At 64.7% G+C, this 14,884-nt stretch carries 16 protein-coding genes and 1 pseudogene; 13 read left to right on the top strand and 4 right to left on the bottom strand.

The genetic code is table 11. The annotated features are described in order from the left end of the window. Positions 1–106: 106 nt before the first annotated feature. From argJ to AC1DZP_RS00120, 5 genes are all read left to right on the top strand, one after another. Positions 107–1,348 carry a bifunctional glutamate N-acetyltransferase/amino-acid acetyltransferase ArgJ gene (gene argJ, locus AC1DZP_RS00140; protein WP_477299745.1) on the top strand — a complete coding sequence of 414 codons (1,242 nt, stop codon included), beginning with the start codon at positions 107–109 and terminating at the stop codon, positions 1,346–1,348. A gap of 29 nt (positions 1,349–1,377) precedes the next feature. Further along, positions 1,378–2,130: a GNAT family N-acetyltransferase gene (locus tag AC1DZP_RS00135; protein ID WP_477228434.1), complete on the top strand. Its 753-nt coding sequence runs from the start codon at positions 1,378–1,380 to the stop codon at positions 2,128–2,130. Between the two features lie 8 nt (positions 2,131–2,138). After that, the gene (locus AC1DZP_RS00130) at positions 2,139–2,561 is read left to right on the top strand and encodes a (deoxy)nucleoside triphosphate pyrophosphohydrolase (RefSeq protein ID WP_477299744.1); all 423 of its coding nucleotides are present in this window, start codon (positions 2,139–2,141) and stop codon (positions 2,559–2,561) included. Positions 2,562–2,688: 127 nt separating this feature from the next. Further along, the gene (locus AC1DZP_RS00125) at positions 2,689–3,006 is read left to right on the top strand and encodes a hypothetical protein (protein ID WP_477299743.1); all 318 of its coding nucleotides are present in this window, start codon (positions 2,689–2,691) and stop codon (positions 3,004–3,006) included. Positions 3,007–3,115: 109 nt separating this feature from the next. Then, the gene (locus AC1DZP_RS00120; protein ID WP_457150486.1) at positions 3,116–3,295 is read left to right on the top strand and encodes a Flp family type IVb pilin; all 180 of its coding nucleotides are present in this window, start codon (positions 3,116–3,118) and stop codon (positions 3,293–3,295) included. A gap of 27 nt (positions 3,296–3,322) precedes the next feature. Here AC1DZP_RS00120 and AC1DZP_RS00115 read toward each other — a convergent pair whose 3' ends face one another. Continuing rightward, positions 3,323–4,195 (bottom strand): methyltransferase domain-containing protein, encoded by an 873-nt coding sequence (locus tag AC1DZP_RS00115; RefSeq protein ID WP_477299742.1) that lies wholly within the window; start codon positions 4,193–4,195, stop codon positions 3,323–3,325. A gap of 64 nt (positions 4,196–4,259) precedes the next feature. On the opposite strand from AC1DZP_RS00115, the gene AC1DZP_RS00110 reads away from it, so the two are divergent. Genes AC1DZP_RS00110 through AC1DZP_RS00095 form a run of 4 tightly spaced genes read left to right on the top strand, consistent with a single transcriptional unit; the run spans position 4,260 to position 6,658 of the window. After that, complete coding sequence (locus tag AC1DZP_RS00110; RefSeq protein WP_457150484.1) at positions 4,260–5,060, top strand: ComF family protein; 801 nt, start codon at positions 4,260–4,262, stop codon at positions 5,058–5,060. 27 nt (positions 5,061–5,087) lie between these two features. Further along, positions 5,088–5,357, top strand: coding sequence for a glutaredoxin 3 (grxC, locus tag AC1DZP_RS00105; protein ID WP_457150483.1), 270 nt, complete (start codon positions 5,088–5,090; stop codon positions 5,355–5,357). Positions 5,358–5,369: 12 nt separating this feature from the next. Beyond that, positions 5,370–6,236, top strand: a complete 867-nt coding sequence (locus tag AC1DZP_RS00100) for a carbon-nitrogen hydrolase family protein (protein WP_477299741.1) — start codon at positions 5,370–5,372, stop codon at positions 6,234–6,236. Next, positions 6,233–6,658 carry a DUF1178 family protein gene (locus AC1DZP_RS00095; RefSeq protein ID WP_477228439.1) on the top strand — a complete coding sequence of 142 codons (426 nt, stop codon included), beginning with the start codon at positions 6,233–6,235 and terminating at the stop codon, positions 6,656–6,658. The genes AC1DZP_RS00100 and AC1DZP_RS00095 overlap by 4 nt, the downstream gene beginning before the upstream one ends. 4 nt (positions 6,659–6,662) lie before the next feature. On the opposite strand, the gene AC1DZP_RS00090 is transcribed toward AC1DZP_RS00095, so the two are convergent. Further along, complete coding sequence (locus AC1DZP_RS00090; RefSeq protein ID WP_477228461.1) at positions 6,663–7,148, bottom strand: MarR family winged helix-turn-helix transcriptional regulator; 486 nt, start codon at positions 7,146–7,148, stop codon at positions 6,663–6,665. Positions 7,149–7,245: 97 nt separating this feature from the next. Here AC1DZP_RS00090 and AC1DZP_RS00085 point away from each other — a divergent pair, with 97 nt between their 5' ends. Together AC1DZP_RS00085 and AC1DZP_RS00080 are read left to right on the top strand one after the other, a co-directional pair. Continuing rightward, a complete protein-coding gene (locus tag AC1DZP_RS00085; RefSeq protein ID WP_477300170.1) occupies positions 7,246–8,136 on the top strand; it encodes a DMT family transporter in 891 nt (296 codons plus the stop codon). Between the two features lie 152 nt (positions 8,137–8,288). Then, complete coding sequence (locus tag AC1DZP_RS00080; protein WP_477299740.1) at positions 8,289–8,804, top strand: flavin reductase family protein; 516 nt, start codon at positions 8,289–8,291, stop codon at positions 8,802–8,804. Between the two features lie 59 nt (positions 8,805–8,863). Here the strand turns inward: AC1DZP_RS00080 and ubiG are convergent, their stop codons facing one another. Then, entirely contained in the window at positions 8,864–9,613 is a 750-nt protein-coding gene (gene ubiG / locus AC1DZP_RS00075) for a bifunctional 2-polyprenyl-6-hydroxyphenol methylase/3-demethylubiquinol 3-O-methyltransferase UbiG (RefSeq protein ID WP_111548894.1), read from the bottom strand. A gap of 435 nt (positions 9,614–10,048) precedes the next feature. On the opposite strand from ubiG, the pseudogene AC1DZP_RS00070 reads away from it, so the two are divergent. Both AC1DZP_RS00070 and AC1DZP_RS00065 read left to right on the top strand, forming a co-directional pair. Next, positions 10,049–10,363, top strand: a pseudogene (locus AC1DZP_RS00070) (putative glycolipid-binding domain-containing protein). A 145-nt stretch (positions 10,364–10,508) separates the two neighbouring features. Next, positions 10,509–12,740 (top strand): diguanylate cyclase, encoded by a 2,232-nt coding sequence (locus tag AC1DZP_RS00065; RefSeq protein WP_477299739.1) that lies wholly within the window; start codon positions 10,509–10,511, stop codon positions 12,738–12,740. A 78-nt stretch (positions 12,741–12,818) separates the two neighbouring features. Here AC1DZP_RS00065 and AC1DZP_RS00060 read toward each other — a convergent pair whose 3' ends face one another. Continuing rightward, on the bottom strand, positions 12,819–14,699 hold the full coding sequence (locus AC1DZP_RS00060; RefSeq protein ID WP_477299738.1) for a CHASE3 domain-containing protein: 1,881 nt from the start codon (positions 14,697–14,699) through the stop codon (positions 12,819–12,821). Between the last annotated feature and the right edge of the window lie 185 nt (positions 14,700–14,884).

Genomic DNA, 14,884 nt, shown 5'->3' with positions numbered 1-14,884 from the left:
TTCCGATTGGGTTTCCGCCCCTGGCGACAAGCGAAAACGCCCTTGCGCCCGCGCGTCGTATCGGGCAAACCGGCCTTCCCTTGCGATTTTCCCGCCCGAGGTCCCCATGTCCACGACGATTTCGCCGCTTGCGCCGAAGAAATACCCCAAGATGCCGGCCATCGAGGGGGTGCGTATCGCCACCGCCGAGGCGGGGATAAAATACAAGAACCGCACCGACCTGCTGACCATGGTGTTCGATGAAGGCACCGCGGTCGCCGGCGTGTTCACGAAATCGAAGTGTCCCTCGGCGCCGGTCGATTTCTGCCGGCAGAATCTCGGCGCCGGCAAGGCGCGGGTGCTGGTCGTCAATTCCGGCAACGCCAACGCCTTCACCGGCAAGAAGGGCCGCGAGTCCACCGCGCTGACGGGCGAAGCCGCGGCCAAAGCCGCCGGCTGCAAGGCGAGCGAGGTTTTCCTGGCTTCGACCGGCGTCATCGGCGAGCCGCTCGACACCGGCAAGTTCAGCCATCTGCTGGCCGGACTGGTCAGCAACGGCAAGCCTGATTTGTGGACCGAAGCGGCAAAGGCGATCATGACCACGGATACCTATCCGAAAGTCGCGACCGCAATCGTCAAGCTCGGCGACACCGACGTCACCATCAACGGCATCTCCAAGGGCGCCGGCATGATCGCGCCCGACATGGCAACGATGCTGTCCTTCATCGCCACCGACGCGCCGATCGCCGCACCCGTCCTGCAGGACCTGTTGTCGCGCGGCACGGCCAAGACCTTCAACGCGGTCACCGTCGACAGCGACACCTCGACCAGCGACACGCTGCTGATCTTCGCCACCGGCAAGGCCGCAAAGCGCGGTGCGCCAGAGATAACCGACGCCAAGGATGCGCGCCTCGGCGCGTTCCGCCGGGCGCTCGGCAAGGTGCTGAAATCGCTGGCGCTGCAAGTCGTGCGCGACGGCGAGGGCGCCCGCAAGCAGGTCGAAGTCACGGTCACCGGCGCAAAATCGGCACGGTCGGCCAAGCGCATCGCGCTGTCGATCGCCAATTCGCCGCTGGTCAAGACAGCGGTCGCCGGCGAGGACGCCAATTGGGGCCGTGTCGTCATGGCGGTCGGCAAGGCCGGCGAGCCCGCCGACCGCGACCGGCTGTCGATCTGGTTCGGCGACAACCGGCTGGCGCATGAGGGCGAGCGCGACCCCGGCTATTCGGAGGAAGCGACGTCGGCCTATATGAGGCGCGACGACATCCGCATCCTCGCCGACATCGGCATCGGCCGCGGCAAGGCGACGGTGTGGACCTGCGATCTCACCAAGGAATATGTCGCCATCAATGGCGACTATCGGAGCTGATGGCTTTGGCTTCCAGGCATCCGGCAAGCATGCTCGCGATCGTCCGCCGCTACGAGGCGGCCGGCTTTCGCGCCTGGCCAGCAGCGGCCGTCCACTATGACGGCACCTGGGTGGTGCGGCTGACCGCCGGCCATCCGGCCAAGCGGTTGAATTCGGTCAATCCTCTCGATCCCGGTGACACCCAGCATATCGCCGACCGCATCGGCCGTGCCAGCCGCCGTTTCGATGCCTATGGCAGGCCGCTGACATTCCGCATGTCGCCGCTGTCGGGTCCCAGTCTCGCCAGTCATCTCGACCGCGAGGGCTGGAGCCGATTCGACGAGTCGCTGGTGATGCGGCTGCCGCTGGCCGACGCGCAACTCGATGCCGCCATGGACCAGATCCCGCTGAAGGACATCAGCCGCTTCATCGGCGCGTCGCTCAAGGTCAGCGGTTCGGACGTATCGCTGCGACCCGGCCTATCGGAGATCATCGGCGCCATCCAGCCCGAGGCCGGGCTGTTCGCGCTCGAAGACGGAGCCGAGCCGCTGGCGACGCTGATCTGCGTGCACGATGGCGATCTTGCCGGCCTGTTCGAGATCGCCACCGACAAGTCGGCGCGCAACAAGGGCCACGGCCGCAACCTGATCCTGTCGGCGCTGAAATGGGCGCGGCTGCGTGGCGCTCGCGAAGCCTGGCTGCAGGTCGAGGCCGGCAATGTGCCCGCGCTGGCACTCTATCGATCGCTCGGCTTCGACGAGGTCTATCGCTACCACTATCGCCGGCCGCCTGTTCAGGAGTGAAATTGGGCATGAGTGATGTGACGATCGCCGGCAAGCGCCTGCTGCTGGTCGCCGCCTGTGCGCTGGTCGATGCCGATGGCCGGGTGCTGCTGGCACAGCGCCCCGAGGGCAAGCAACTTGCCGGCCTGTGGGAATTTCCCGGTGGCAAGGTCGAGCCCAGCGAGACGCCGGAACAATGCATCATCCGCGAACTGCACGAGGAAATCGGCATCGAGACCGACATTCCCTGCCTTGCGCCGCTCACCTTCGCCAGTCATTCCTATGACGATTTCCACCTGCTTATGCCGCTGTTCATCTGCCGCCGCTTCCGCGGTATCGCCCAACCCAGGGAGGGGCAGGCGCTGAAATGGGTGCGGCCAAAGCAGATGCGCGACTATCCGATGCCGCCGGCGGACGCGCCGCTGATCCCGTTCCTGATCGATCTCCTCTAGGGACGCCTTCCGCCTGCCGTGTCGAAGCGCTGTATCAGTCAGCGTTAATGGAAGATTTATCTCGCCGTGAAAAAGTGAAGCATGGTCGTTTCGTGGCCGTGCCGCCGATTCGCTGGGGAGCGATAGAATGAACCTGGACAGGGATTGGGACTCGATCCGGCCCGATCGCGCCTTTCGCGCCGCCGACGCGGGCATGGGCATCTTGCGCATCACGCTTCTGTTCGGTTCGGCCGCGGTGGCGCTGGCGCTGATCGCCGCGCCTTTCCTCGACAGCCAGACACGCTCGCTGTCGGCCCGCGACGATTTTGCCAGCGGGCTCGACATGACGGCCACCGGCTCGGTCAGCCATCGCGAAACCTATACGGTGCGCCGCAGTGTGCTGCAGCCGGAGCCCAGTTCGGTCTGCATCATCAGGTCCAATGGCAGAAGCAGCGGCGACTGCTGACATGGTTAAGAGATTCGACAAGGGCGGCGGTTTCACCGCCTGTTAAGCCTTTGCCGTTAACCTTTCTTAACAGATCGGCGGTAAGGTTCTGGCCAGAGGGGTTTAGGTCATGAATGCAGTGCTGCTTCGTTTTCTGAAGGACGAGACCGGCGCCACGGCTGTCGAATATGCCCTGATCATCGGTGTACTGTCGTTGACCATCATTGGCGGCATCAGCCAGGTTTTCAACGCAATCACCTGGCTGTTCAGCGACAATACCAGCAGGCTTGTCAACGCCCTCGGGCCCTGAGGTAGCCGTCCGCGCCTGCGGGCCGGTTCACTGCCCGTCGGGAGCCTCCAGTATTGTCTTCAGCGAGACCTTGGCCGACCCGGGCTTCAGCGGCTTTTGCTGCGATGCGTCGGGCGCCCAGCCGGACATCCAGACGATCGAGAAACTTGCCCTCACGCGGCCATCGGGGTCGGAAAACCGCTCGGCGTAGATTTCCGCCGCGCGGGCAAACAGCTTGCGCGAGCCCGGCCGCCGGCTGCGCTCGGTGAGCGCACTGGTTTCGCCCATGGCCCGCAGATCCGCAATCAGGCTGAACAGGCTGGCATAACGCACCGTCACCGTCTCGACATCGGCGACCGGCAGGGCGAGACCGGCACGCTGCAGAAGCGCACCGGCATCGCGCACGTCGGTGAACGGGATGACACGCGGGCTGGCGCCGCCATAGAGCTCGGTCTCGGCCGCAAGCAGGCTTTCGCGCAACTCGAAAAGCGTCCCGGCGCCTGCAAAGGCGCCGAGGAAAAGCCCGTCCGGCCGCAGCGCGCGGCGGATCTGGATCAGCATGCCGGGGATGTCGTTCATCGCCTGCAGCGACAGAAGGGAGACCGCCAGATCGAGGCTTTCCGGTTCGAACGGCACGGTTTCGAGTGGTGCGATCAAGCCGGCGCTCCCATTCAGGAAAGCCGGGTCCGTCTCGACGCGGACAATGTCGGCGACCTTGCCGCTCTCGGCGAGCATTTCGGCTGCCGCCGCCGTCTGGCAAAACAGCACCGCGGCCTTGCCGAACCGGCGCTCGACGGCAGCCAGTCGATCGGCAAGGTCCTCGGCCGTGCGGCGCATGAGGAAATCGGCACCGTCAACGGGATGGGCGAGCGCGCGCCGCTTGTGCGCCAGCCAAAGCGAAATATCCATTATCGGCAGCAACGGGCAAATCCTTGTTTGTCCACGCTCTGAGATTGTTCATATAGTGGCGCGCAGGACCAACCACGTGGCCGATCCGATGCCCAAGATCAAGCCCATCGAGATCAAGAGCCTGGCCCGATCGGCCCTCGGCTGGCCGGCGCGCATCCTGTTTCCGCCGGTCTGCGCCGGCTGCCGCCGGCATGTCTCGCAACCCGGCGTCCTGTGTGGCGGCTGCTGGCCGAAGTTGCGGCTGCTGGAACGGCCATGGTGTCCGGTGATGGGCACGCCGTTCACCCACCATATGGGCGAGGGCTTTCTATCCGCCGAGGCGATCGCCGATCCGCCGCCCTTCGAGCGGGCGCGGGCCGCCGTCGCCTATTCCGGCGTCGCCCGCCAGATGGTGCAAGGATTGAAATACCAGGATCGCACGGATCTCGCGCCATGGATGGCGCGCTGGATGGTGCGCGCCGGCGCCGACCTCATCGCCGAGGCGGATGTGGTGGTGCCGGTGCCGCTGCACTGGCGGCGCTTTTTCAGGCGGCGCTTCAACCAGTCGGCGGAACTGGCGAGGGCGGTCTCCGTGCTCAGCCAATTGCCCTTCGCGCCTTCGGCGGTGCGGCGCGTCAAACTCACCCGCCAGCAGGTTGGGCTGGAGAGGCAGGAGCGCGAGGAGAATGTGCGGGCCGCCTTTCGCGTGCCTGCCGAGGCGGAGATCGAGATTGCCGGCCGCAGGGTGCTTTTGATCGACGACGTCTACACCACGGGCGCCACCGTTCGGGCGGCAACCAAGGCGCTGAAAAGAGGTGGCGCCGGTGCCGTCGACGTGCTGACCTTCGCCCGTGTGTTGCCGGGGGACTTTCGGGCGGACGAGTCCGCGACTATATAAGTCGGCAACGAACAGCGGAAATTCGTCATGGCCGATGTCACCATCTACACCCGCATGATGTGCGGCTATTGCACGGCAGCCAAGCGGCTGCTCGAGCGCAAGGGCGTCGCCTTTACCGAGCACGACGCCTCCTTCTCGCCCGAACTGCGCCAGGAAATGATTTCCCGCGCTCACGGCCGCGCGACCTTTCCGCAGATTTTCATCGGCGATACGCATGTCGGCGGCTGCGATGACCTCCACGAGCTGGAGGCCGAAGGCCGGCTCGATAAGATGCTCGCCAACGGCGCAACGATTTGAGGGGATATGACGATGGGTGTTTTCAAGGCCGCTGCGATCCAGATGCGTTCAGGCGAGAGCCCCGACCGCAACGCTGTCGATCTCGAACGGCTGGTGCGTGAAGCCGCCGGCCAAGGTGCGACCTACATCCAGACGCCGGAAATGACAGGGGCGCTGATTCGCGACAAGGAGGCGCGTGCCGCCTCCTTCACCTCCGAGGACAAGGATATCGTCGTCGCGACCGCGCGCAAACTGGCAAGCGAGCTTGGCGTCTTCCTGCATATCGGCTCGACCGCCATCCTGCGCGCCGACGGCAAGCTCGCCAACAGGGCGCTGCTGTTCGGCCCGGACGGCGCCACGCTCGCCACCTATGACAAGATCCACATGTTCGACGTCGATCTCGACAATGGCGAGAGCTGGCGCGAATCCGCCGCCTACGAGCCGGGCACCGAGGCTGTCGTGACCGAGATCGCAGGCGCGAAACTGGGATTCGCCGTTTGCTACGATCTGCGCTTTCCGCAATTGTTCCGCGCCGAGGCGCTGGCCGGCGCCGACCTGCTTTCCGTGCCCGCCGCCTTCACCCGCCAGACGGGCGAGGCGCACTGGCACGTGCTGCTCAGGGCACGCGCCATCGAGAACGGCGCCTATGTCGTTGCCGCCGCGCAAGGCGGCCTGCATGAGGACGGCCGCGAGACCTATGGCCATTCGCTGATCGTCGACCCGTGGGGCCGCATCATCGCCGAAGCCGCGCATGACGAGCCGGCGGTGATCGTTGCCGAGATCGATCCGGCGCAGTCGGCCGCGGCGCGCAAGAAGATCCCCAATCTCAAGAATGCGCGGGATTTCGCCGTCAATGCCGGCGTGGGCGAGGCGCCGCGTCTCAGGGGTGCGGCCTCTTGATCCGGTTTGCCCTGATTTGCGAGCATGACCACGAATTCGAGGGCTGGTTTCGGAGCAACGAGGATTTCGACACCCAGAAGAAGCGCGGTTTCGTCGATTGCCCGACCTGCGGTTCGCACAAGGTGCAAAAGGCCCTGATGGCGCCGGCCGTGTCCACGGCGCGCAAGCAGGAGACGATAGCGCTCGCCATGGGCGAAGCGCAGAAGCAGGCCCTGGCGCAGCTCAAGGCGATGGCCGAGAAGGTGCGCGAGAATGCCGACTATGTCGGCGACAAGTTTGCCGAGGAAGCGCGCAAGATCCATTTCGGCGAAAGCGACGCGCGCGGCATCTATGGCGAGGCGACGCTGGACGAGGCCAAGAGCCTTGCCGAGGACGGCGTCGAGTTCATGCCGATTCCGGTGTTTCCGGACGACCGCCACTGAGCTTCTAGCTCACGCTCCCGATCAATTTCTCAAGCAGCCGTGACAGCGTTTCCCGTTCCGACGGCGTCAGGCTCGCGAGGATCTGATGCTCGTTGGCAACGTGGGCGCTGACAGCCTCGTCGATCAGCGCGAGACCCTTTTCGGTCAGCCGCACGACAATGCCGCGCCGATCGTTGGGGTGCGGCCCGCGCAGGATCAATCCGGACGTTTCGAGCCGGTCGAGCCGGTTGGTCATGGCGCCCGACGTCACCATCGTCGCTTCATAGAGAGCGGTCGGCGTCAACGCGTAGGGTGATCCCGCGCGGCGCAGCGTCGCCAGCACGTCGAACTCCCCGGACTGCAGCCCGTACCGGGCAAAGAGCGGAGCGAGGCGCTCGCGGGCGATCAGCGAGGCGGCCTCGTTCAGCCGCCCGAGCACCGCCATCGGCGAGACATCCAGATCCGGCCGCTCCCGCTTCCATTGCTCGATCGCTCTTGCTGCTCTGTCCAACTGCCTCACCATCATATATCTTGACGTTAAGAATCTTTCCATTATCTTACCTCAAGATGCAATGCCGGCCAAGGGCCGCGCACGACGGGGCTCGATGATGAAATTTCTCTGGGATTCGGCGCTCGGCCTGCTGGTGATCACCGGTGGCCTGCTCGGCCTGACGCTGCCGTTCGGCAAGCTCGCCACGGCTGCCGGTGTGCCGGCCATGGTCTGGGCCTTCGTCATCTCGCTCGGCGCCGGCGGCGTGCTGCTGTTCGCCCTGCTGCTGCGCGGCCAGCGCATCCGGCTCACCGCGCACAAATTGCGCTATTTCTTCATCACCGCGGCGGTGTCCTATGCCGTCCCGAACCTGATGATGTTCTCGGCCATTCCGCATCTCGGCGCCGGCTACACCGGCATCATGTTCACGCTGTCGCCTGTCATCACGCTGGTGTTCTCGATCGTGTTGCGTGTCCGGCGTCCCAACATGCTGGGCATCGCCGGCATCGCCGTCGGCTTCGTCGGCGCGGTCATGGTGGCGGTGACGCGCGGCGAGGCCGGCCAGCCGGCCGATTTGTTGTGGGTGGTGATGGGCCTGCTCATCCCGGTCAGCCTTGCCGCCGGCAACATCTACCGCACGGTGGACTGGCCGGAAGGCACCGGTCCGATCGAGCTTGCAGTTGGCAGCCACCTGGCGTCGGCGGCGATGCTGTTTGTTGGCATTCTCGCTCTGTTCGGCGCCGGGACCTTCGCACTCCTCGGCGGCGTGCCGTTGGTCGTCGTCGCCCAGGCCGCGTCGGCGTCGGCGATGTTCGCCTTCTTCTTCCGCCTGCAGTCGGTCGGTGGCCCCGTCTATCTCAGCCAGATCGGCTATGTGGCAGCGGCGGTCGGGCTGTTCGCCGGCACGGTCTTCCTTGGCGAACATTATCAGCTGCTGACCTGGGCTGGCGCGGTCATCATCACGGCCGGCGTCTTCATCACCACCAAGGCACAAAGCCAGAAAGCGTAAGCGGCCTCGGCTGAGTGGCATGGGTCATGCCGGCCGCCATGGCCGCCGGCGCGGGTTCACCTGAATTTGTCTCTGGATTCGCTTTATCTTCTTGTTTGAGCGTGGTCTTTTCCGAAAGCCGTTTCCGCTTCCGGGACATCGAGGAGCCAGCCATGACTGAACCAAAGGTTCCGGAGGGAACTCCTGTCGGCGTTGCGGATTTTCGAGCCGCGATGCGGCTGATCGTCGGCAATGTCAGCGTCATCACTGCAGGTGTCGGCGAGGATCGCTCCGGCCTGGTGGTCATTTCGGTCGTCTCGCTGTCGGCCGAGCCTCCCAAGGTGATCGCCTGCGTCAACCGGTCGTCGTCGACCTGGCCGTTGATCGAACGCTACCGGCATTTCGGCGTCAATTCGCTCGGACCCCAGCATCAGCGCGTGGCCGAGCGGTTTTCCGGTTTTGGCGGCATCAAGGGCAAGGACCGCTACGAGGGTGCTGAATGGATGACGCTGAAGACCGGAGCTTCATTGCTTTGCGACGCGGTGGCTGCCTTCGACTGCAGCCTCGACGAGATGATCGATCGCGGCACGCATTCCATCGTCATCGGCACGGTCGAGGCCGTGCGCACCCACGATGCCGGGCAGGCGCTAATCTACTGGCGGGGCGGTTACAGGCCGCTCGACGCCTAGGATGTGCTGATATTCAGGTGATGCCGGCCTGCAAACGACGTTCCTGCGCGTCCGGTGGATCAGACCGAGCCTTTTTCCGCCAGCACCATGTAGTTGACGTCCATGTCCTTGGAGCGCGCCCAGCGGTCGGCAAGCGGATTGTACGTGACGCCGGTGCGGTCGATGATGCTCAAGCCGGCGCCGCCAAGCGCCTTTTCGAGTTCTTCCGGGCGCACCAGCTTGCCGAACTGGTGGGTGCCGCGCGGCAGCCAGCGCAGCACATATTCGGCGCCGATGATGGCCAGTCCGAGCGCCTTCAGCGTGCGGTTGATGGTGGCCACGAACATGATGCCGCCGGGCCGGACCATTTCGCCGCATTTGGCGACGAACAGGTCGATGTCGGCGACGTGCTCGACCACTTCCATGTTGAGGATGACGTCGAATTTCTCACCGGCATCGGCCAGGTCCTCGGCCGTCGTTGCGCGATAATCGACGCTCACATTGCCCTCGGCCGCGTGCAGCTTCGCCACTTCGATGTTCGTTTCGGAGGCATCCGCTCCGACCACCTCGGCGCCAAGCCGCGCCATCGGCTCGCACAAAAGCCCGCCGCCGCAGCCGATGTCGAGAATGCGCAGGCCCTCGAAAGGCCGTGCCGCGCGCGGGTCGCGGCCGAAGCGTGTCGCTATCTGGTCGCGGATATAGGAGAGCCGGACCGGATTGAACTTGTGCAGCGGGCGAAACTTGCCGTTCGGGTTCCACCATTCGGCGGCAAGAGCGGAAAAGCGTTCCACTTCTCCGGCATCGATCGTCGATCGTCGGGGCTCTGGCATCGGTTGTCTCCTCAAGTGCTAGGAAGTCGGGCGTGGGGCGGCGAATGTCAAGGCAACAATTTTCCCCTTCCGCCAGGGCGATGCATTCTGTCAGGGCATGTCAGTTGCGGGTGCCGCGGGTGAAACACAATTGGCCGGGCAGGCGAAGGAGTGGCATCGTTTTGACGTCGAGGGAGTGGACGATTACACCGATGACGGCTTCCATCCTTTGGCGCCGGCTGGACGTGGAAGGCCACGACGCCTGCCTGCTTTCGCCGACCGACGGCGGGCAGAGCCTCAAGGACAGGCGATCTTCGTCCATGACGGCCAGCCATGCTGCCTTGCCTATGAGGTGATTTGCGAGGCTGGCTGGCGCACACGATCGGCGCGGGTCGACGGCTTTTCGGCTCGCGCGAGCTGCACTACGCGATCGAACGAGGGTCCAGCGGCCGGTGGATGCTGAACGGCGAAGTCCAGCAGGGCGTCGCGGGGCTTGTCGACGTCGATCTTGGCTTCACGCCGGCATCGAACCTGCTGGCGATCCGTCGGTTCGACCTCGGCATTGGGGAGGCGACGCCCGCCCCGGCCGCCTAACTGACCTTCCCCGAACTCAGGCTGGTGCGCCTCGATCAGACCTACTGGCGTCTCGACACGGTCCGCTATGCCTATGCCGCGCCCATGTTCGGCTATGACGAGGTCCTCGACGTGTCGCCGCACGGTTTCGTTGTCGATTATCCCGGCCTGTGGAGAGCCGTCGCACAGCCAGGCTGACCCAGCATCCCTGGGTGCAGGGTGTCTGTCCCAGCGACGGTGGTTGATAGGGCTTCCTTAACATGAAATTTACGAGGTTGGCGGTTTCCTGAAGCACGAGCGGGATTCGGCATATAGATTGCCTTTCCTAGAATCGGATGGCTTGGTGCGGATCAAGACCCAGATTATCGCTACTTTGCTGAGCGCAGCGGTCTTGATCGGCCTGGTGGGCGGTATTGCAATAGTCTCCCAGATGTCGCTGACCAGATCCGCGGCATTGGCTGAGGCGACAAGTGTTGCACGGCAACTGGCGGCGACGATCGCCTTCAAGACTGCCGATACGCCACGTCCGTTGTTCGAGAGACCCGAGGCACTGCGTGAATTCGTCACTTCGCAGCATAGCGGCTCGAAACGTGACCTCGTCGTGGTCGATCGCGGCAAGATCATCCTGGCCGATATCCCGGGTGAGGAACAAAACGTCGGAACCGTGTTCGAGCATGATCGCGGCAACGAAGTCGGCCGTACGCTCGATGACGGCGAGCCGCGCGACTTCGTTGAAAGCAGCGCCGACGTGTCAGAGGCGATCAATCTTGTCGCGGTGCCGATCAAGGATGCCCCGGGCAAGATCGTCGGCGCGGTCCTGTTCGAATACACGCCGCTGCTGCGCGCCGCCCAACAGCGCACCAACAACATGCTTTGGCTTGTCGGTCTGAGCACCGCAGCCGCCGTGCTGATCTCGGCGATCTCGGCCTTCCTTTTGCTGCGCGGCTTTGGCGCCGGTCTGTCCGGCCTCAACCGCGGCATCGAATCGCTGGCGCGCGGCGACGCCGGGGCGCGAATCGGCAACACCTCCAATGATGAGTTCGGCCAATTGGCGCAAGGGTTCGACCAGATGGCATCCGAGCTCGAAGCCTCGCGTGGGCAGCTCGTCGAGCAGAAGGCCTATATCGAGGATATCGTCCGTACCGTTGCCGAGGGCATTGCTGTCATCGACGGCAAGGGCCGGATCGTCTCGGTCAATCCGGCAGCCGCTGAGATCATCGGGTTGCGCAACGACAAGATCGAGGGGCAGGACTGGCCGTCGGTCCTCGACATAAGGGGATTGTCGGGAAACAGGCTGGCGCAGGGTACGTCCCCGATCGAACTGGCGCTGACCACGGGCCGCCGGCATCAGGCCGAGGTGCGGCTGGCGAAGCCCGATGGATCGCACCTGCCGGTCATTGCGAGCTGCAATCCGCTCAATCGCGCCGATGGCGGCATCGTGCTGACGTTGAGCGACATCGCAGAGTTGCGCAGCGCCGAGCGGGCGGTCAGCGATCGCGCCGAGGAACTGGCGACGCTGAACCGCGAACTGAAGGAGACGTCGCAGGCAACCACCCGCCTGGTCAAACTCGGCGAGCTGCTTCAGGCTTGCGTCACCTTCCAGGAGGCGTTCTCCGTCGTCGGGTCGGCCATGCCCGACTTCTTTGGCGGATTGAGCGGAACCGTTCACCTCACCAGCGCCTCGCGCAATCTGGTCGAGGAGATGGCGCATTGGGGCGCGGTCCGTTCGAGCGTTGGCCAATTTGCGCCGGAAGATTGCTGGGCGCTGCGGCGCGGCCAGGAGCATGTTGCCGGCCCCGGCATGCTGACACCACGCTGCAACCACATCACCGAGAATGGCGGCCGCGGTTATGTCTGCATGCCTCTGGCGGCACAGGGAGAGACGCTCGGCATCGTGCATCTGTGCGAACCAGACGCCGCCGACAAGCCGGATTGGCTGGCCGAGCGGCAGCAGATCCTGCGCGGCGTCGTCGATACGCTGGCCTTGGCTCTCGCCAATTTGCGCCTGCGCGAAACGCTGCGGCAACAATCGATCCGTGATCCCAACACCGGGCTCTACAACCGGCGCTATCTCGAGGAAACAAGCAGTCGCGAACTGAGGCGCATGGAGCGTGCAGAACAGCCCCTGGCGATGATCATGCTCGATGTCGATCATTTCAAGCAGTTCAACGACACGTTCGGCCACGAAGCCGGCGATCTCGTCCTCAAGCAGGTCGCCGCCACGCTGCTCGACCACGCCAGGGAAAGTGACGTGGTGTCGCGCTATGGCGGCGAGGAATTCGCCCTGATGATGCCGGCAACGTCGCTGGCGCACGGCGCCGAGCGCGCGGAAGCGCTGCGAAAAGCGATCAAGCAGCTTCACCTCGCTCATCGCGGCCGCACGCTTGGCACCATCACCGCGTCATTCGGGGTGGCTGCCTTTCCGGAGCTTGGCGCCTCCTGGGCGGAGATCGTCAACGCCGCGGACCGCGCGCTCTATCAGGCAAAGGCGGACGGGCGCGACCGCGTCGTCGTCGGGCTGGGCAAGGCCCATGCCGACCGTCACCAGGCCAAGGCGAGCAAAACCCTGGCTTGAGGTCCGGCGTCCCGCTGCCGCACCCAGCCAGAAACGCGGTTGCGTCCGGACAGGTCGCCGTCATCGATCACGACAGGATCATTCCGGTCCGGGCCACTTCGTGTCGAGTACGTCGCGTAGTTTCGCCGCCAGTTGCTCGATGGTGAACGGCTTGGCCAGGAAGTGCACGTCGTGGTCGAGCACGCCGTTGTGGACCACGGCGTTCCTGGTGAAGCCCGTGGTAAAGATCACCTTCAGCTGCGGCATGCGGGCGACCGCTTCCTCCGCAAGCTTGCGGCCGTTCATCACCGGCATGACGATATCGGTGAACAGAAGGGCGATGCCGGGGTTTTCGGCCAGCGCCTGCAGCGCTTCCTGGCCGCTGCCGACATGGATGACGGTGTAGCCGAGTTCGCGTAGGGCATCCGTGGTTGAAGCACGCACGCGTGCATCGTCCTCTACGACAAGGATGGTTTCGGTGACCGGAGCCGTGGGGTTGTCGCCTCGCCCCGTGGGCATGGCAACCTCCTCCTGTCCGAAGAATCGCGGCAAATAGATCTTGATGGTCGTGCCTTCGCCGGGCTCGGAATAGATCTTGACGTGGCCGCCGGACTGTTTGACGAAGCCGTACACCTGGCTCAGCCCCAGGCCCGTGCCCTTGTTGACCGGCTTGGTGGTGAAAAAGGGCTCGAAGGCCTTGGCCATGGTGTCGGGCGCCATGCCCGACCCGGTGTCGCTGACGGCGACCATCACATACTGGCCGGCTTTGACCTCGGCATGGGTGGCTGCGTAGCTGTCGTCGAGGTGGCTGTTGGCGGTCTCGATGGTCAGCTTGCCGTCGTCGGCCATGGCGTCGCGCGCGTTGACGGCAAGGTTGAGAATGGCGTTCTCGATCTGGCTCGGGTCGGCATGCGTCTTCCACAAGCCTCCCGCCAGCACGGTTTCGATGCGGATGGTTTCGCCGAGCGCCCGCCGAAGCAGGTCGGACATTCCAGTCAGCAGGCGGTTGGTATCGACGATCTGCGGCGCCAGCGGCTGCTGGCGCGAGAAGGCGAGCAGCCTGGCCGTCAGATTTGCCGCCCGGTTTGCCGCGTCGATCGCCGCTTCGATGAATTTCGCGATGTCGTGCTCGCCGCGCTCCAGCTTGCGCTGGGCGAGGTTCATGGCGCTGATGATCACCGCCAGCATATTGTTGAAGTCGTGGGCGATACCGCCTGTCAGCTGACCGACTGCCTCCATCTTCTGCATCTGGCGGATCTGGGATTCAGCCTTTTCGCGTGTCTGGATCTCATTGCCGAGCGCGATGTTCTTGCGCGTCAGCTCATCCTGGGCGACGGCCACCTCGCGGTAGCGGCGGCGGGATTCGCGAATGGTGAAGGTGCCGAGCAGAAAGATCGCCAGCAGCGCCGCCAGCGAGCCGATGCGCAGCCAGGTCTCGACCTGGTCCGTGTGCTCGTCACGCTCGGCGACGGCGGCGGCGCCGATGCGCCGGATCGTATCCATGCTGGCCCGGATCTCGTCCATGGCGGCCTTGCCCTGGCCGCTGCGGACCATCTCCAGCGCCTTCGCCGCGTCACCCTTGTCATAGAGGGCGATCGTTTCGGACAGCTCCGCCTGCTTTTGCGCAAGCGCATCCTTGATGTGACTGACCTGCGGGGCGAGCTGGTCGTCCGAGGCTGTCATGGTGTCGATGCGGGCGAGTTGCCCCGGGATTGCCTCGACGGCCTTCCGATAGGGTTCGAGGTAGGATTTCTCGCCGGTCAGCAGGTAGCCGCGCTGGCCGCCCTCGGCATCCTGCGCCAGTGTAAGCAGCCCGGAAAGCAGTTCCTGATATTCGATTGTCTCACGCGCGGCGGCACGATTGGCCCGCTGGCCCTCGACCAGCACGGCGCGCGTGCCGACGATCAGCGCCAGCATCGCGAAGCCGATGAAAAGCGGGAGCGATTGCCATCGGGTGGCGCGTCGAAGACGAGCAATCATCTGTTATGCCGAACCAAATGGGAATTCCCGCGGGCAGCATTTCGTAAGCGGCGGCGGGGCGGAACGCAATATGCCACCTTGTTGAAGCAGGCAATCCGCCGCCAGCCTTGCGAAAGCTTCATCATTTGGCTAAGGAGGCCGCGCATTCAGCGGCCGGCATCAGCTGGCCTTCCGCTTTTCGGGAT

The organism is Mesorhizobium sp. P2_F8 (genome assembly GCF_056403655.1).
Note: the sequence above shows the minus strand (reverse complement) of the source record. Positions and strands in the feature narration are given on the sequence as shown.